At 68.0% G+C, this 16,434-nt stretch carries 17 protein-coding genes; 3 read left to right on the forward strand and 14 right to left on the reverse strand.

What is annotated here, in order from left to right; genetic code table 11:
* Window positions 1-8 precede the first annotated feature (8 nt).
* The gene (locus tag DBO33_RS31580; protein ID WP_107658300.1) at window positions 9-1,106 is read left to right on the forward strand and encodes a hypothetical protein; all 1,098 of its coding nucleotides are present in this window, start codon (window positions 9-11) and stop codon (window positions 1,104-1,106) included.
* A 1-nt stretch (window position 1,107) separates the two neighbouring features.
* Here the strand turns inward: DBO33_RS31580 and DBO33_RS31585 are convergent, their stop codons facing one another.
* The 7 genes from DBO33_RS31585 to mqo all read right to left on the reverse strand — a co-directional run bounded on the left by DBO33_RS31585 (window position 1,108) and on the right by mqo (window position 8,716).
* The gene (locus DBO33_RS31585; RefSeq protein WP_194834799.1) at window positions 1,108-1,500 is read right to left on the reverse strand and encodes a VOC family protein; all 393 of its coding nucleotides are present in this window, start codon (window positions 1,498-1,500) and stop codon (window positions 1,108-1,110) included.
* A gap of 67 nt (window positions 1,501-1,567) precedes the next feature.
* Window positions 1,568-1,933, reverse strand: a complete 366-nt coding sequence (locus DBO33_RS31590) for a cobalamin biosynthesis protein (protein WP_107658301.1) — start codon at window positions 1,931-1,933, stop codon at window positions 1,568-1,570.
* Between the two features lie 29 nt (window positions 1,934-1,962).
* Window positions 1,963-3,534 carry a cobyrinate a,c-diamide synthase gene (locus DBO33_RS31595; RefSeq protein WP_107660764.1) on the reverse strand — a complete coding sequence of 524 codons (1,572 nt, stop codon included), beginning with the start codon at window positions 3,532-3,534 and terminating at the stop codon, window positions 1,963-1,965.
* A 121-nt stretch (window positions 3,535-3,655) separates the two neighbouring features.
* The gene (gene cobO, locus DBO33_RS31600; protein WP_107658302.1) at window positions 3,656-4,270 is read right to left on the reverse strand and encodes a cob(I)yrinic acid a,c-diamide adenosyltransferase; all 615 of its coding nucleotides are present in this window, start codon (window positions 4,268-4,270) and stop codon (window positions 3,656-3,658) included.
* A 32-nt stretch (window positions 4,271-4,302) separates the two neighbouring features.
* Window positions 4,303-6,411, reverse strand: coding sequence for a magnesium chelatase subunit D family protein (locus DBO33_RS31605; protein ID WP_234391143.1), 2,109 nt, complete (start codon window positions 6,409-6,411; stop codon window positions 4,303-4,305).
* A 307-nt stretch (window positions 6,412-6,718) separates the two neighbouring features.
* Entirely contained in the window at window positions 6,719-7,168 is a 450-nt protein-coding gene (locus DBO33_RS31610; RefSeq protein ID WP_107658304.1) for a GNAT family N-acetyltransferase, read from the reverse strand.
* An 18-nt stretch (window positions 7,169-7,186) separates the two neighbouring features.
* Entirely contained in the window at window positions 7,187-8,716 is a 1,530-nt protein-coding gene (gene mqo, locus DBO33_RS31615) for a malate dehydrogenase (quinone) (RefSeq protein ID WP_267897903.1), read from the reverse strand.
* 198 nt (window positions 8,717-8,914) lie between these two features.
* Here mqo and DBO33_RS31620 point away from each other — a divergent pair, with 198 nt between their 5' ends.
* Entirely contained in the window at window positions 8,915-9,985 is a 1,071-nt protein-coding gene (locus tag DBO33_RS31620; RefSeq protein WP_107660765.1) for an alpha/beta hydrolase, read from the forward strand.
* Here the strand turns inward: DBO33_RS31620 and DBO33_RS31625 are convergent.
* The 5 genes from DBO33_RS31625 to map all read right to left on the reverse strand — a co-directional run bounded on the left by DBO33_RS31625 (window position 9,965) and on the right by map (window position 13,873).
* Window positions 9,965-10,528 (reverse strand): hypothetical protein, encoded by a 564-nt coding sequence (locus DBO33_RS31625; protein WP_107658306.1) that lies wholly within the window; start codon window positions 10,526-10,528, stop codon window positions 9,965-9,967. The two genes, DBO33_RS31620 and DBO33_RS31625, sit on opposite strands and share 21 nt — an antisense overlap.
* Before the next feature lie 47 nt (window positions 10,529-10,575).
* Window positions 10,576-10,968: a PIN domain-containing protein gene (locus tag DBO33_RS31630; RefSeq protein ID WP_107658307.1), complete on the reverse strand. Its 393-nt coding sequence runs from the start codon at window positions 10,966-10,968 to the stop codon at window positions 10,576-10,578.
* Window positions 10,965-11,285, reverse strand: coding sequence for an AbrB/MazE/SpoVT family DNA-binding domain-containing protein (locus DBO33_RS31635; RefSeq protein ID WP_234391144.1), 321 nt, complete (start codon window positions 11,283-11,285; stop codon window positions 10,965-10,967). Before DBO33_RS31635 ends, DBO33_RS31630 begins: the two co-directional genes overlap by 4 nt.
* A 70-nt stretch (window positions 11,286-11,355) precedes the next feature.
* Window positions 11,356-12,912: a cobyric acid synthase gene (locus tag DBO33_RS31640; protein ID WP_199856817.1), complete on the reverse strand. Its 1,557-nt coding sequence runs from the start codon at window positions 12,910-12,912 to the stop codon at window positions 11,356-11,358.
* 97 nt (window positions 12,913-13,009) lie between these two features.
* On the reverse strand, window positions 13,010-13,873 hold the full coding sequence (map, locus tag DBO33_RS31645) for a type I methionyl aminopeptidase (protein ID WP_107658308.1): 864 nt from the start codon (window positions 13,871-13,873) through the stop codon (window positions 13,010-13,012).
* Window positions 13,874-14,036: 163 nt separating this feature from the next.
* Between map and DBO33_RS31650 the strand changes: the two genes are divergently transcribed.
* Window positions 14,037-15,047, forward strand: coding sequence for an LLM class flavin-dependent oxidoreductase (locus DBO33_RS31650; RefSeq protein WP_107658309.1), 1,011 nt, complete (start codon window positions 14,037-14,039; stop codon window positions 15,045-15,047).
* 131 nt (window positions 15,048-15,178) lie between these two features.
* Here DBO33_RS31650 and DBO33_RS31655 read toward each other — a convergent pair whose 3' ends face one another.
* Both DBO33_RS31655 and DBO33_RS31660 read right to left on the reverse strand, forming a co-directional pair.
* Window positions 15,179-15,766 carry a hypothetical protein gene (locus tag DBO33_RS31655; RefSeq protein WP_107658310.1) on the reverse strand — a complete coding sequence of 196 codons (588 nt, stop codon included), beginning with the start codon at window positions 15,764-15,766 and terminating at the stop codon, window positions 15,179-15,181.
* Window positions 15,763-16,413, reverse strand: coding sequence for a papain-like cysteine protease family protein (locus DBO33_RS31660; RefSeq protein ID WP_159080631.1), 651 nt, complete (start codon window positions 16,411-16,413; stop codon window positions 15,763-15,765). Before DBO33_RS31660 ends, DBO33_RS31655 begins: the two co-directional genes overlap by 4 nt.
* Between the last annotated feature and the right edge of the window lie 21 nt (window positions 16,414-16,434).

Here is a 16,434-nt window from a genome sequence, read left to right on the forward strand (position 1 = left end):
GGGCAGCCATGCCAGTTCCTTTGGACGAGTACCCGATTCATCAGACCGGGCTGTCACTGGCGCGGGTCGCCAGTAGCGACCGGAACTTCTACGACCGCAGCTATTTCAACGGTCACGACCGCGACGGCGGCACCTTCTTGATCACCGGGTTCGGCGTGTACCCGAACCTCGGGGTGACCGACGCCTACGCCGCCGTCCGGCGCGGCGATATCCAACGGACCGTGCGCTTCTCCGACGCGCTCGGTGACCGCAGCCTGGAGCAGCGGGTCGGCGGCTATCGCATCGAGGTGCTCGAGCCGCTGCAACGGATCCGGGTGATCTGCGAGCACGACGACCTGTCCTTCGACCTCACCTGGGAGGGCGCGTTCCCCACCGTGCAGGAGCAACCACACCTGATCCTGGCGGGCAACCGGCCGATCATCGACGCGAGCCGGTTCGCCCAGGTGGGCTCGTGGGCGGGGACGCTGCACGTCGACGGCGACGACATCACCGTCGACCCGGCGGTGTGGACCGGCACCAGGGACCGGTCCTGGGGCATCCGGCCGGTCGGCGAGAGCGAGCCTGCGGGCCGGGCGGCCGCCGAGCCGTCCGGCGGTTTCTGGTGGATGTATGTGCCGCTGCGCTTCGACGATTTCGCGATCGTGATCATCGTGCAGGAGGAACCCGACGGCAAACGCACCTTGAACGACGCCGTGCGGATCTGGCCGGACGGGCGCACCGAACAGCTCGGCTGGCCGCGCATCGCGATCGATTACCGTTCCGGCACAAGGCTTCCCGTCGGCGCCCGGCTCGAGATGCCCACGCCGGACGGCAAGCCGCTGGAGATCGAGGTGACCACGGGCACCCATGTGCCGCTGCACGTGGGTTGCGGCTACGGTGGCGATCCCGACTGGCAGCACGGGCAGTGGAAGGGCCGGGACTGGTCGCTGGCCAGCCGGTACGACCTCACCGATCCGGCCATCGTCGCCCGCGCACCATACGGCGTGATCGACCATGTGGCACATGCCCGCTGCGGCGACGCCGAGGGGTGGGGGTTGTTCGAACACGCCACCTTCGGCCGCCACGATCCCAGCGGTTTCGCCGACTGGGGTGCGGTGGCGCCGTAGGTCAGAACGCCGGTCGTGCCAGGTCAGGGCGTTTGAGGTAGTCGGTCAACCCGATCACGTTGCCCCACGGATCGGCCACCTCCACACTCCAGCCGGTCGCGACTTCGAAGGGCGCGGTGAGCATGTCGACACCGCGTCCTTCGAGTTCCGCCGCGGCGGCCCGCGCATCCGGCACCTCCAGCCAGATCCGGATGGCCGGCGGCGACCCCTGCCCCGCAGCGGGATCCACCATCGCCATGATGCCCGGCGTCTCCGCCGCGACCCCGAACAACGCGATCCCCCGCTCCGGCACCGTGAACCGCACCGAAAGCCCGAGCCCGTTCGCGTAGAACTCCAGCGCCGCAGCCAGATTCCCCACCGGAACCAGCACATTGTCGATCCCTCGGATATCCACCCCGCCATAAAACCACGCGGGAGACCCAAGGTCATCTGGTTCGATCACCCAGTTGCGCGCCGGACAATCAGCCCGTTGTGCGTTGCGCCGCAGCGATAGTCACCCCGGCGACGATACGTTTGGTGATCACCAACGTGCCGCGCCCAGCCGCAAGGATGGCAGCCGCCTCGGCAACACTGCCCGTGCCGACGGCAGCCGCCGTACGCGAGTCCGGATTCGGTACAGGAACGTCGGCCAGCTCGGCGGCAGCGTACCCCCGCACCGCCACTCCCAGCTCGGCAGCCGCATCACGCAGACCGGGTTCGCCGATCCGGCGATCAATGGTCGCCAAACAACTGACCACGTTGTCGCCCAACACCTCCCGCACGGCGGCAACGATCGAGTCAGCGTGCGTACCAGAGCGCAGACCGAGCCCAACGGCGAACTCAGCCACCTGCCACCTGCACTAGCGCACGCCTTCGCTCAACGGTCCGCACGAGCGCCTGCGTACTCGGCGACTGCGGTAACGAAACTGCTTGTAGCTCTCGGGTTTCCGGCTGGGTGAGTGTGCAGGTAGGAGGCGTGGACCTGCTGGACCAGCGCGCCCTCCTTGACGCGCGCGCCGTCACTGCCGTGCCAACCCCAGGCTGGGGTGTCCGAGCCTGCCGCGGTCAGGCGGGTGCGGTGGAATTCGTGGCCGCGGACGCGTTCCCCGGCTCGCCACAGCGGCGAATCGACCAGCGCGACCGCGTCGCGGTAGCCGAGGGTGAGGCGGGGGCCGAACTCGGCGTCGGCGTCGATGACCCCGGCCATCGGGTGTCCGTCGAGGGAGCGGGTCAGGTAGAGCAAGCCCGCGCATTCCGCGTGTACGGGCATGCCGCGCCGGGCCTGCGCCGCCACTGCGGTCAGCAGTGGGGTGTTGGCTGCCAGCGCTGCCGCGTGTTCCTCCGGGAATCCGCCGGGCAGCACCAAACCAGCTGTGCCGCTCGGTAGTTCGTCGCGTAGCGGGTCGAATACCACCACCCGCGCCCCAGCGGCCAGCAGCAGCTCGCGGTGCTCGGCGTAGCCGAAGGTGAACGCAGGCCCGCCTGCCATGGCGATCAATGGACCGGATCCCGCTGCGGCGACAACTCCATCGCGCTCCGGCCTGCCTAATCCAGGTGATACGCCGGAAACCGCTGCGGCGTCAGCTCCAGCGTGCTCCGGCCGGTTTGAACCGAGCGATACGCCGGACCCCACCGCGGCAGCAGCTCCATCGTGCCCCGGCCGGGCTGAGCCGGGTGATACGCCGGAGACCACCACGTCAGCTATAGCTTCCGCCGGATCCCAGGCCGGACCAGCCGCGGTCGAACGGGCCAGCGCAGCGATTGCTCGCAGATCCACATGTGCCGCAACCAAATCCGTCATCGCCGATACCGCTGCCGTGGCGGCCGTACCATGCTCCACCGCGGGGATCAGCCCGAGATGCCGCGACGGCACCTCCAACTCGGTCATGCGCGGGAGCGAGCCGAGCACCGGCAGCCCGACTCGATCGCAGGCCGCACGCAGCACCTGGTCGTGCCGTTCACTGCCGACCCGGTTGAGAATCACCCCACCGAGCCGAATACTGCTGTCGAAAGTCGCAAAGCCGTGCAGCAATGCCGCCAGGCTCTGGCTGTGCCCCCTGGCATCCACCACCAGCACCACGGGCGCACCGAGCAACCCGGCGACCTGTGCGGTGGAACCTTCGGCGACCGGCCCGGCATGGTTCTCATCGATACGGCCATCGAACAGCCCCATCACGCCCTCGACCACCGCGAGATCACATTCTCGCGCACCGTGCTGATACAGCGGCACAACACGTTCCGCGCCGACGAGCACCGGATCCAGATTGCGTCCCGGCCGCCCCGCCGCCAGCCCGTGATACCCGGGATCGATGTAATCCGGCCCCACCTTGAAGGGTGCGACCCGATGACCGACCCGCCGCAGCGCACCGATCAATCCCGTTGCCACCGTGGTCTTCCCGCTCCCCGACGCGGGCGCGGCGATCACCACTGCGGGCACACCCCCGCTCATCGACACCACCGCCGCACGACCGCGCGAGCCGACGCGACGCAGCAGCCGCACCACCTCTCGGGATCCGCACCCACTCCGGGGGCCCGGAGCGAGTGCGAGTCCCGAGAGTCGGTGCGGGAGATCACCATTCGATGCCGCGCTGGCCTTTACGGCCCGCGTCCATGGGGTGCTTGAGCTTGGTCATCTCCGTGACGAGGTCAGCGGCGTCGATGAGCGCCTGCGGAGCGTCGCGCCCGGTGATCACCACGTGCTGGTTGCCGGGACGGCTACTGAGGGTGTCGACGACCTCGTCGATGTCGACCCAACCCCATTTGAGCGGGTAGGTGAATTCGTCGAGGACGTAGAAGCGGTGCTGCTCGGCCTTCAACCGGCGGGCGATCTCCTGCCAACCGGCGAGCGCCGCGGCGGCGTGGTCCTCGTCGCTCCCTTGTTTGCGCGTCCAGGACCAGCCCTCACCCATCTTGTGCCACTCGACCGCGCCGCCGGCACCGGTCTCCTCGTGCAGGGTGCCGAGGGTGCGAAAGGCAGCCTCCTCCCCCACCTTCCACTTGGCGCTCTTCACGAACTGGAACACCGCGACGTCGAAACCTTGGTTCCAGGCCCGCAGCGCCATCCCGAAGGCGGCCGTCGACTTTCCCTTGCCCGGCCCCGTATGCACCGCGAGCACCGGCTGATTGCGCCGCTGCCGTGTGGTGAGCCCGTCGTCGGGCACGGTCTCCGGAACACCCTTGGGCATGCACTCTCCTTGCTAGTTCGATCCCCTGTGGCTCAAGCGGCGCGAGCACCCGGGCGTCCGGACCCCGCACGCACCACCTCGGCGACCGAATCCCCGGTCAGCTCAGCCAGTCTCAGATATCCGCCACGCAGCTCCCGAGCCAGCTCGGCGGCCAGACCGAGCCGGATCATGCCGCGCTCGCAGTCGACCACGATCGAGGTGACCGCGTCGTTCGCCAGCAATGCGGCGGCGGCACGGGCGCGCGCCACCGGATCGACGCCGCCGGTGGCGCGACCGTCGGTGAGCAGCACCAGCATCGGGCGCCGGCGCGGGTCGCGGACCCGTTCCCGCAGCACGATCTCGCGGGCCTTCAACAGACCCGCGGCGAGCGGAGTCTTACCGCCGGTGCGCATGCCGGACAGGCGACGCACCGCGATATCGACCGAAGACGTCGGCGGCAGTACGAGTTCGGCGTCCTGCCCACGCACGGTGATCACGGCGACCTTGTCGCGGCGCTGATAGGCGTCACGCAGCAGAGCGACGACCGCGCCGGTGACGGCGGAGAGCCGATCCCTGGCCGCCATCGAGCCGGACGCGTCGACCACGAAGACCACCAGATTGCCTTCGCGCCCTTCGCGATACGCGCCACGCAGATCCTCGGCGACCAGCTTCAGCGGACCGTCGCCGCGACCACGCGACCGCTGGTGCGGCGCGGCGGCGAAGATGGTGCCGAGCAGGTGCAGGCCGGTGCCGGTATCCGTGCTCGGCCGCACGACGCGACCATGCCGGGACTCGGCCCTGGAGCGGCGGCCGGGAGCACCTTCGCCGATACCGGGAACTTCCCAGCGCGGCGGTGTCGCGGCGGCGGAAACCGGTGCGCCACTGCGGCTTTCACGGCCGCCGGGCCGCTGCCCACCACCGGGACCGTCGGGATCGTCGTCGGGATCGTCACCGCGCGGGTTCGATTCGTCCGTCCGCGACTGAGGATCGCCGGGGTCCGGCTCGTCGTCTTCCGGCGACCGGAAATCGTCGCCGCGCTGGTTCTGCTGGTCGTCCGCCCGTTCATTCTCCGTCGACTGGCTCGAGTCGCCTGAGTCCTGCTGCCCTCGGTTCGACGGCTCCGCGTCCTCGGGCACCTCACTCTGTTCGAGTTCCGCTGCGTCCTCGTCGGATCGGGCCGAGCGGTCCACCTCCGCAGCGGCATCCCGCATCGCATTGTCGAGCTGATCCTCGCTGATGCCCGGCTCGTCGAACGGATCGCGCCGCCGCCGGTGCGGCAACGCAAGTTCCGCGGCGACCCGCACATCGTCCTCGGTGACCGTATCCGCACCACGCCACGCGGCGTGCGCCGTCGCGGTCCGCGCGACCACCAGGTCCGCCCGCATGCCGTCGACGTCGAATGCGGCGCACAGCGCGGCGATTCGACGCAGCTCGCCATCGTCGAGCCGCACCTGCGCGACCCGGTCCCGCGCGCCGAGGATGCGCTCGGCCACCGCCCGGTCGGCGGCGGCGTAGCTCTCGGCGAATCCGGCCGGATCGGCCTCGTAGTCCAGTCGCCGCCGCACCACCGCCATGCGCACGTCCACGTTCCGCGAGGCCGCCACGTCGACGGTGAGCCCGAACCGGTCGAGCAGCTGCGGGCGCAGCTCGCCCTCTTCCGGATTCATGGTGCCGACGAGCACGAACCGCGCCGGATGCGAATGCGAGACGCCGTCGCGTTCGATGTGCACCCGGCCCATCGCAGCGGCGTCGAGCAGTACGTCGACCAGATGGTCGTGCAACAGGTTGACCTCGTCGACATAGAGCACGCCGTGATGCGCCGCAGCCAGCAGTCCGGGCCGGAACGCCTGTTCCCCGTCGCGCAGCACCCGCTCCAGGTCCAGCGAGCCGACCACCCGGTCCTCGGTGGCGCCGACGGGCAGCTCCACGAGCCGCGCGGGCCGTGCGCCGGTCTCGTCCACCACCGGCGGCAGCAGCTGCGCCAGCGCACGCACCACGGTCGATTTCGCGGTGCCCTTCTCGCCGCGCACCAGCACACCGCCGATGCCGGGGTGCACCGCGCACAGGATCAGCGCCAGTTGCAGCCGCTCCTGACCGACCACGGCGGAGAACGGAAAACCCGCCTCACCCTCGGCGGCCGGACGCGTCCGCGATCCGGTCAACGAGTGAGGCGACACAGTTTCGGCATGGGACAAGGACACGCCCCAACTCTATGCGCGCGACGCGCACCCGCCGACGCGGCCCTAGGCCCTGTGTCGAAGTCCGGCCGGATGCATCCGGGGGCTGGATCGTCGCCTGGCAAGGCGGAGGAGTTGCCGATACCGGGTTTGTATCGGCGACGACGACAACGCGGCCAGGCGGCGATCCAGCCCCCGGAGGCGCCGGATGGGACTTCGACACAGGGCCTAGGCGGACAGGACCGCCCTCGTCGCTCAGGTGCGACGAGGGCGGAGCCGGCCAGCGGGACGGTCACCCCTTGCGCATCGGAATGTGCAGGACCCCGTCCTCGTCGAATTCGTCGCCGTCGGGCTTGAACCCGTGCTTGGCGTACATGTCGACGAGATAGGTCTGCGCGTTCAACCGCACGGTCGCCTCGCCGACCTCGGCGAGCGCGGCCTGCAGCAGGCGCGTGGTGTAGCCGTGGCCGCGGGCCGGGACGACGGTGCACAGGCGCCCGATGCGGAAGGACTTCACGCCATCGTGGTGCTCCTCGAGCAGCCGCAGCGTGGCGATCACCTCGCCCTCGTCATCGAGCCAGAAGTGCCGGGTCTCCGGCAGCAGGTCCAGCCCGTCCAACTCGGGGTACGCGCACTTCTGCTCGACGACAAAGACTTCGACGCGAAGTTTCAACAGCTGATAGAGGGTGGCGGTATCGAGATCCAACGCCCATGACCGTTTGAGAACAACCGTTGACATCATCGCCTGTTGCTATCACACCTAGCGGCTCGCCGCGACCCCCGCATGCCTCGGCGTGTTATCTGTGCCACCCGCGAGGTTCAGCGTCTTGGACGTCCAGTCCCATACTTCGTGGAACAACGCCTGGTCCTCGGACAGCTTGACGCCCAGTGAGGGAATCATCTCCTTGAGCTTCGGCGTCCACTGCGCGTACTCGGTGGGGAAGCAGCGCTGCATGACGTCGAGCATCGCCGTGACGCCCGTCGACGCGCCCGGGGAGGCGCCGAGCAGACCGGCGATGGTGCCGTCGGCCGCGGCGACCACGGCGGTGCCGAACTCCAGCACGCCGCCCGCGCCCTTGCGCCGGATCACCTGCACGCGCTGGCCCGCGGTGATCAGCTCCCAGTCCCGGCCGTCGGCGCGCGGGATGAACTCCGAGAGGGTGTCGACCTTGCCCGCCTGCGACTTGAGCAGCTCACTGATCAGGTACTTGGTCAGGCCGAGTTCGGTGACGCCGACACCGAGCAGCGAGAACAGGTTGTTCGGCTTCACCGACTTGAACAGGTCGGTGAGTTTGCCGTCCTTGAGGAACTTCGGCGTCCAGCCCGCGTAGGGGCCGAACAGCAGGCCGGGCGTGCCCTTGATGACGCGAGTGTCCAAGTGCGGCACCGACATCGGCGGTGCGCCGACGGCGGCCTTGCCGTACACCTTGGCCTCGTGCTGCTGGATGAGCTCCGGGTTGGTGCAGCGGAAGAACTGCCCGCTCACCGGGAAGCCGCCGAAGCCGTCGATCTCCTTGATGCCGGACTTCTGCAGCAGCGGCAGCGCGCCGCCGCCCGCGCCGACGAAGACGAATTTGCTGATGAGCGTGCGGGTTTCGCGGGTGCGCAGGTTGCGCACCTTGACCAGCCAGGATCCGTCGGACTGCTTGGACAGGTCGCGCACCTCGTGGCCGAAGGCCAGGTCCGCACCGCTGGCGCCGAGGTAGGCGAGCAGTTCCTGGGTGAGCGCGCCGAAGTCGATGTCGGTGCCGCCGTCGGTCCAGTTCAGCGCGACGGGGTCGGAGAAGTCGCGGCCGCGCGCCATCAGCGGCAGCCTGCGCGCGAACTCGTCCGGGCTGTCGATGTACTCCATGCCCTCGAACAACGGATGCCGCGACAGCGCCTCGTAGCGCTTGCGCAGGTACTCGACGTTGTCCGCGCCGTGCACGAAGCTCACGTGCGGGATCGGGTTGATGAACCGGGACGGGTCGCCGAGGATGTTGTTCTCCACGGCGTAGGACCAGAACTGGCGCGACACCTGGAACCGCTCGTTGATGTCGATGGCCTTGGTGATGTCCACCGAGCCGTCGGCGTTCTGCGGGCTGTAGTTCAGTTCGCACAGGGCCGAGTGGCCGGTGCCCGCGTTGTTCCAGGGGTCGCTGCTCTCCGCCGCTGCGGCGTCGAGCCGCTCGAACAGGGAGATCGACCAGTCGGGCTGCAGTTGGCGCAGCAGCGCACCGAGAGTGGCACTCATGATGCCGGCGCCGATGAGTACAACATCGGTCTTTTCAGTCATGGCAGCGTTCGGCACGGCTAGATCGACTTCCTTGTCCTTCTCGCGGGCCCACCGGGCGGGTGGACCTGCCTGGGCACGGTGCTTGCGGTTCTTGCCTCGGTCGGTAAACCACGGCGGGAGTTAGGTTACCCGCCGTTCACCTAGCTTCAATTGTGCACCTCACCACGTCGATCCCCCGCGCCGAAACCGCGGAATGTGACTTAGATTGTGTATGTGACAAAGGAAACTTCACTTGCCGCTACGAAAACCGACACCCACCACGGGGCGGAGTGGAAAGCCGATGTCCTAGGCGAGAAGTACCAGCAACGCACGCTTTCTTTCGGGCCTGATCCCGATGGTGAAGGCGAGGCCGTGGCCACGCTGGTCCGCTATCTGCCCGGCGACGATGTCGAACTGACCGCCGGCGCCGTGCTGTATGTGCACGGGTTTACCGACTACTTCTTTCAAGAGCATCTCGCGGAGCATTTCGCGACGCTCGGATACCACTTCTACGCGCTGGACCTACGCAAGTGCGGACGATCACTGCGTGACGGGCAGACACCGCATTATGTGACCGATCTCGCACTGTATGACGACGAGTTGAACGAGGCATTGCGAATCGTGCGGGAGGAGACCGGCGCTCCGGTCGTCCTGAACGCGCACTCGACCGGCGGCCTGATCTTGCCGCTGTGGCTGGATCGGCTCAATCGGACCCGGGGGACGGCCGCGGCCGGGGTCTCCGGTTTGGTGCTCAACAGCCCTTGGTTCGACCTGCAGGGACCGGCGTACTACCGGACCGTCGGGACGCCGATCATCAAGGCGCTCGGCCGTTTTCGGAAGATGATCGAACTGCCCGGCGGCAAGGTCAGCACCTACGGCGACAGCCTGCACCACAGCGTCGCGGGCGAGTGGGATTACAACCTCGACTGGAAACCGTTGCACGGCTTCCCCGTTCGGTTCGGCTGGCTGCGTGCCATCCGCAACGGCCATGCGCAACTGCACGCCGGGCTCGACATCGGGGTGCCGTCGCTGATCCTGCGTTCCCGGATGACGAAGTTCGCCCGGCGGTACGGCCCCGCCGTCGACGTGGCCGATGCGGTGTTGGACGTCAAGCAGATTCAGCGTTGGTCGGGGTGCCTCGGCGACCGCACCAACATCGTGCCGATCGACGGCGCCAAGCACGATGTGTTCCTGTCCGCGGCCGAACCGCTGGCTCATGCCTTCGCCGAACTCGACAGCTGGCTGGAGTGGCTTGCCGTCTATCAAGCCAAGTCCGGCAACGGCTCACCAGGTGCTGGTGCGTAGCACGATCTCGGTCGCCAGTTCGTGGTCGGCCTCGGTCGCCACATTGGTGACGTCGACGTCGACCACGCGGAACTCGCCGTAGACGAACCGCCCCGAGGCGTCGGCGACCGAGCGCGGCAGGTTCTTGCTGACCAGCACCGTGGTCGGCAACTCCACTGGACGGACCGTAGCGTCGGCCACGGTCCCGTCCGGACCCGGAGCCGCCGGATGGCCGCGATCGGCCACCACGAGGCTGATGAAGCGGCCGAATCCGGCCGCGCACGCCCGCCACGCCAGGTCGGCGCCCGCGCCACGGGCAGCGACGTTGGCCCAGGGCACGCCGATCTGGTCGAGGATCGCGGTGACGCCCGCCGCATCGAGGCCCTCGATCGACTCCAGCACCACGGTGCGCAGATCCGAATTGTGCAGTCGGGCACATACCTGGTCGTAGACGTCCGCCGGGTCGCCGAGGTCGGGCAGCAGCAGCACGCTGTGCCGAGATTCCGGGCCGTCTACCCGCACGGTCCAGGTCCCGTCACCTACCGTGATCTGCCGAGATTTCATGCCGAATGACGCTACACGGGTCTGCTGAACGAAGCCTTATCTTCGGGTCAGGCCAGTAGACGCATGCCCGCGCGTTCCCCGGCGTTGTGGTCGAAGGTGACGGTGAGGTCGCAGCCCGCCTCCTGGCCGAGTTGCTGGATCAGCGCGTCGGCGAAATCCGCGCCTTCGGCGGCCTGGCGCAGCGCCTGGCGCACGGTGTCGGCGCGCTCGACCACGATCTCGGTCGAGTCGAGCAGGCCCAGCAATACGTCGGTGACTGCCTCGGGGTCCTGTTTGTAGCCGCGGCGTAGCACCCAATGGATCTCGGCGAGCACGATCATCGTCACATAACCCGGGCGGCTCTCGCTGAGGCCGTCGATCACCTGATTGGCGCGCGCGGACTGCTCCGGATCGTCCTGGGTGAGGTAGCGGATCAGCACATTGGCGTCCAGACCGATCATTTCTGCTTGCCTTCCACGACATTGCCGGTGATCGCCTCGTTCATCTCCGCGAGGCCGATGGGCGAGCCGGACCAGCCGACTATCCCCTTGAGCGACTTGATGGTCCGGGTCTCCGGCACCAGTTCGTAGGTGCCGTTGTCGGTGGGAACGAAGGCGACCCGGACACCGGCCCGCAAACCCATGGCGACTCTGACGTCGATCGGAATGGTGATCTGCCCCTTGCTGGTCACCGTCGCGGACACCACATTCCCCGCCCTACCGGCGGACTTCTTCTCTGCTGCCACTTCGATCACCGACCGTGCTTCTCCCGCGCCCATCGACCCGCGCCTTACCCGGAGCCGAATTCCTTACTGAAAGGTAAGGGGCGACGTTCGTCACGTCAACAGTTCAGCTACCGAGGGTCGCGGTGGTGGGGAACAGCTGGGTGGCCAGCGTCGGCAGATGGGCGGGCGCACCGTCGGCGAGTAGGCGGTCGAGCTGGTCGAGATCGAGGTGTTGTTCGATCAGGTCGGCGAGCAGATCGAGTTGCGCCGAGCGGACGGCGGCGACGGAAACGTCCTCGGCGACAACGAAACCGGTGCGTCCGGCGGCTGTGGCTACCGAACGCAGCCAGGCGCGGCGGAAGTCATCCGATTCCAGCAAGCCGTGCAGATGGGTGCCCCAGAGCGGCCCGCGCACACTGCCTTCCGGATTTCCCTCGAGGTCGAGCCAGGCCGGATCGCCGCTGCCGGCCACCCGGCCGTGGTGAATCTCATAGCCGTGCACCGGTATTCCGGCGGTGTCGGCGGTGGCCCCATGGCCGGTGCTGTGGCGCAACACTTTCGGATCGGCGAAGGCGATCTGTAGATCGAAGAGGCCCAACCCGTCGACTTCTCCCCGGCCCGACTCCACCGGGTCGACGATTCGCTTGCCCAGCATCTGATAACCGCCACAGATGCCCAGAATCGGGCCGCCCGCCGCCGCACGTGCGCGCAGTGCCTCGGCGATTCCGCTGCGCCGCAACCACTCCAGGTCCGACACGGTGGCCTTGCTGCCGGGCAGCACCACGAGGTCGGCCCCGGCCAGCCGGGACGGCTCGCTCGCCCAGCGCACGGAAACCCCTGGCTCGCAGGCCAACGCTTCGATATCGGTGGAGTTGGAGATGCGCGGCAGGCGGATGGCGGCGACGGTCAGCCATTCGGTACCGACCGGCGGGAGCGGACGACCGACCGGTGCGTCCGCGACGGTGCCGAGGGAGTCCTCGGCGTCGATCCACAGGTCTTCGGCGTACGGGAGCACGCCGAGGGTGGGGCGGCCGGTCAGCTCCGTCAGCCGGTCCAGGCCGGGGCGCAGCAGCTCGACGTCGCCGCGGAACTTGTTGATCACGAAACCGGAAATCAGTTGCTGGTCTTCGGGTTCCAGGATGGCGACGGTGCCGAACAGGTGTGCCAGCACGCCGCCGCGATCGATATCGCCGACCAGCAGCACCGGCAGCCGCGCGGGCTGGGCGAGCCCCATGTTCGCCAGATCCGTAGCCCGCAAATTGATCTCGGCGGGCGATCCCGCGCCCTCACAGATCACCACGTCGAATTCGGCACGCAGCGAGGCGAGTTCGGCGGCGACCACCTCGCGCAGCTCCTGCCGGTGCCGGAAATAGTCCCGCGCGCCGACCGTGCCGACCGCCTTACCCCGCACCACCAACTGCGAGCGCCGATCGCTGCCCGGCTTCAGCAGTACCGGGTTGAACCGCACGCTCGGCGCGAGCCCGCACGCCTGCGCCTGCAACGCCTGCGCCCGCCCGATCTCGCCACCGTCGAGGGTGACCACAGAGTTGTTCGACATGTTCTGCGCCTTGAACGGCGCGACCCGCACGCCCCGCCGCGCCAGCATCCGGCAGATGCCCGCCACCACAACGCTTTTGCCAGCGTCCGACGTAGTCCCCGCGACCAGCAGGGCACCTTTCACGGCACCAACCACTTGCCGCACACTTTCTGATGCGCCGCATACGGATTCGCATGCGATTCCCTGTGCGGCAAATCAAGAAGTGTGCGGCTGTGGCGCCTCACGGGAGCGTGAGGATTTCCGCGCCGGTGTCGGTGACGACGAGGGTGTGCTCGAACTGCGCGGTCCACTTGCGGTCCTTGGTGACCACGGTCCAGCCGTCGTCCCAGATCTCGTAGTCGATACCGCCCAGATTGATCATCGGCTCGATGGTGAAGGTCATGCCCGGCTCGATGATCGACTCGATGGCGGGCTGGTCGTAATGCAGGATCACCAGGCCGCTGTGGAAGGTGGGGCCGACGCCGTGCCCGGTGAAGTCGCGGACGACGCCGTAGCCGAAGCGGTTGGCATAGGACTCGATGACACGGCCGATCACGTTCAGCGCCCGGCCGGGCCGGACCGCCTTGATCGCCCGCATGGTGGCCTCTTCGGTCCGCTCGACCAGCAGTCGGACCTCCTCGTCCACGTCACCGGCGAGGTAGGTCTTGTTGGTGTCGCCGTGCACGCCGTGGATGTAGGCGGTGACGTCGATATTGACGATGTCGCCGTCCTCGATCACCGTGGAGTCCGGAATGCCGTGGCAGATCACCTCATTGAGCGAGGTGCAGCAGGACTTCGGAAACCCCTTGTAGCCCAGGGTCGACGGGTAGGCGCCGTGGTCGCACATGTACTCGTGCGCGATCCGGTCCAGCTCGTCGGTGGTGACGCCGGGCGCGACGGCCTTACCCGCCTCTTCGAGCGCCTGCGCCGCGATCTTGCTCGCGATCCGCATCTTGTCGATCGTCTCGGCCGTCTGCACCCAGGGCTCCCGCCCCTCGTTGACAGTCTTCTTCCACGCGTACTCCGGGCGCTCGATCGTGCGCGGGACCTCGCGGGTGGGTGACTGGATGCCGGGGACGAGCGGCTTGCGAGTGCGGACAGACATGCGAACAGAGTAATCGGACTGCGCGCGCTGCGGCAGCGCCCGGCCGACGCAGGGCCGCAGAGTCAGATCCGAGCTGCGCCGAAAACCATGCGGAATACCTTCGGACTGCGGTCCGTTTACGGTATTGGTTGACATCGACACTACTGAGGAAAGAGGCTCGACCGTGGAATTGGGACTCACGACCTTCGCCGAGCTGTACCCCGTCGGCGACCGCCCCGCACCTACCGCGGGCGAGCGGTTGCGTGAGGTGGTCGAGGAGGCCGTCGCCGCCGAGCGGGCCGGACTCGACGTCTACGGCGTCGGCGAACATCACCGCAAGGACTTCGCCGCCTCCTCCCCCGCAATGGTGCTGGCCGCCATCGCGGCGCGCACCGAGAAGATCCAGCTGACCAGCGCGGTCACCGTGCTGAGCTCCGATGATCCGGTACGCGTGTACCAGGATTTCGCAACACTGGACGGACTGTCCAAGGGTCGCGCGGAGCTGATGGCCGGGCGCGGCAGCTTCACGGAGAGCTTTCCGTTGTTCGGGTACCAGCTGTCCGACTACGACGAGCTCTTCGAGGAGAAGCTGGCGCTGCTGCTGCACCTGCGCGAGGACGAACCGGTCACCTGGTCCGGCAAGTTCCGCGCGCCGCTGCGCGACGCCATCGTCTACCCGCGCACCGACAACCGGCCGCTGCCGGTATGGATCGCGGTCGGCGGCAGCCCCGAGTCGGTGGTCCGCGCCGGACTGCTCGGACTTCCGTTGGCCATCGCGATCATCGGTGGGCAGCCCGCAAGATTCAAGCCGCTGGTCGAGCTGTACCACCGCGCCCTCGCCGAAGGCGGCCACGAGAAGCAGCCGGTCGCGGTGCACGCCCACGGCTACCTCGCCGACACCGACGAACAAGCCGTCGCCGACTTCTACGAGCCGTACGCACACGCCATGAGCGTCATCGGCCGCGAACGCGGCTGGGGCCCGATGACCCGCCCCCAATTCGAGGCCCTGCGCTCCAAAGAAGGTTCCCTGTTCGTCGGCACCCCCGACTACGTCGCCGAAAAGGTCGCCGACATCCGCGACACCCTCGGCCTCGACCGCTTCATGCTGCACACCAGCGTCGGCACCCTCCCGCACGAGAAGGTCCTGCACAACATCGAATTGCTGGGCGAGAAGGTGGCCCCGCAGGTCCGCTGAGTTACTGGGTGAGGTGCGCTTCGAAGGCGATTCGGTCGCCGCGGTAGAGGCCGCGGACGCGTTCGATCGGATCGCCTGTGGCACTGGGAAATCCAACAGTCAGTTGCGCGGCGCGCGAACGACTCGGCGGGTCAGCGGGATTGGAGCCAGGCATAGAAGGCCTCGGCGTTGAGTTCATTGCCTGCCAACGCTGGGGTCTTTTCCGAGGAGATCACGGTGACTTGGGTTCGCGTCCAGCCGAACCAGGTATGGGTCGGGTAATCGAGCAGCAGTCGTGCACCGGCGGCACGTGGCCGGCTCGTCTCCTCTACCCCCGTTGCCATCGCCCGTGGCAGATACGGTGGCGACGGTTCCAACTGCAACGTGTCAACGGCATTGCGCCGGGCCACCCGAACCGGCACCGCGATGTAGGACTCGATCCCGGCACGCTCGAGGGAGTGTCCGGGATGGTCAGCGGACGACGGGTAGGTCGCATACACCATGACCGGGGCGCCGGCTCGCTGAAGTGTCACGGCCGCAACATCATTCGACGCACCCGACGATCGAAGGAACGATCCGACGAGACGCTGCGCCGCCGGAGTGTCGATCGCGCTGTCGATGGCGCTGCCGTCCGGCTCGCTCTCCCACACCGTCGCGGGTGCACCGCGATCCGCACACCCCGACAGGCCCAGACCAACAACTAAGAGCCCGATCGCGATGCGCAGGACCGATCCACTCATCGGAGTGCGATGCCGTAATCCTCGCCGAACCACATCCAGTCCGAATTCCGGGTGTAGGAGTCGAGCGACTGTGTGACGCTACGCCGCGAGGTGGGCCAAGGATCCCCGTAGGTGACGGTGCCCGCATCGGTGTCGAAGCCGTAGATCACCTGCGCGTGCCCGCCGCCTGCCGTCCACGCGATGCCGGTGAGGATCGGCCGGTCGGCCGAGATCTCATCGATGACCTTGGCCATCGACAACGGCGCACCGACGGCCGCGGCGAAACCGATCCCCCGGAAAGCGGATGCGATCTGCTCGAGCGACGCCTCCTCATCTGGGCAGGCGCCCTCGGTGCTGACGCCGTGTACCAGTGCGCAGTACTGATTCTGGCTGATCGGCCGGTGCAGATACGTGGCTATCGACGAGCCGTCGGCGGCCCAGCACCACTGATCCGCGATCTGGGTCTGCTGGAGATACGGCAGGGTTTGCGCGCCGAAGGCGGCGGCGCGAGGTTCCGGAACAGGAGGCAGATTCGGCGTCACCACCAAACCGTAGGAATGCCCGGCGGCATTCCACTCGGCGGGAACCGGCTCGGCGACGGCGGAGCCGTGCAGTGCGAAGGCGAGGAACATCGAGACCAGGCAGCACAGCTTCCATTTCGACGTCACATCTCATCCTTCCGAACGGAA

It is taken from the genome of Nocardia suismassiliense (assembly GCF_900269665.1).
GTDB classification, from domain to species: Bacteria; Actinomycetota; Actinomycetes; order Mycobacteriales; family Mycobacteriaceae; genus Nocardia; species Nocardia suismassiliense.

Bases quoted from the DNA above. Each gene is read 5' to 3' on its own strand.
- DBO33_RS31635 (WP_234391144.1), bottom strand. From the start codon at position 11,285: ATGGGCGCGGGAGAAGCACGGTCGGTGATCGAAGTGGCAGCAGAGAAG.
- DBO33_RS31625 (WP_107658306.1), bottom strand. From the start codon at position 10,528: ATGAAATCTCGGCAGATCACGGTAGGTGACGGGACCTGGACCGTGCGG.
- DBO33_RS31580 (WP_107658300.1), top strand. From the start codon at position 9: ATGCCAGTTCCTTTGGACGAGTACCCGATTCATCAGACCGGGCTGTCA.
- DBO33_RS31630 (WP_107658307.1), bottom strand. From the start codon at position 10,968: ATGATCGGTCTGGACGCCAATGTGCTGATCCGCTACCTCACCCAGGAC.
- DBO33_RS31610 (WP_107658304.1), bottom strand. From the start codon at position 7,168: ATGATGTCAACGGTTGTTCTCAAACGGTCATGGGCGTTGGATCTCGAT.
- map (WP_107658308.1), bottom strand. From the start codon at position 13,873: ATGTCTGTCCGCACTCGCAAGCCGCTCGTCCCCGGCATCCAGTCACCC.
- DBO33_RS31595 (WP_107660764.1), bottom strand. From the start codon at position 3,534: ATGAGCGGGGGTGTGCCCGCAGTGGTGATCGCCGCGCCCGCGTCGGGG.
- cobO (WP_107658302.1), bottom strand. From the start codon at position 4,270: ATGCCCAAGGGTGTTCCGGAGACCGTGCCCGACGACGGGCTCACCACA.
- DBO33_RS31655 (WP_107658310.1), bottom strand. From the start codon at position 15,766: ATGAGTGGATCGGTCCTGCGCATCGCGATCGGGCTCTTAGTTGTTGGT.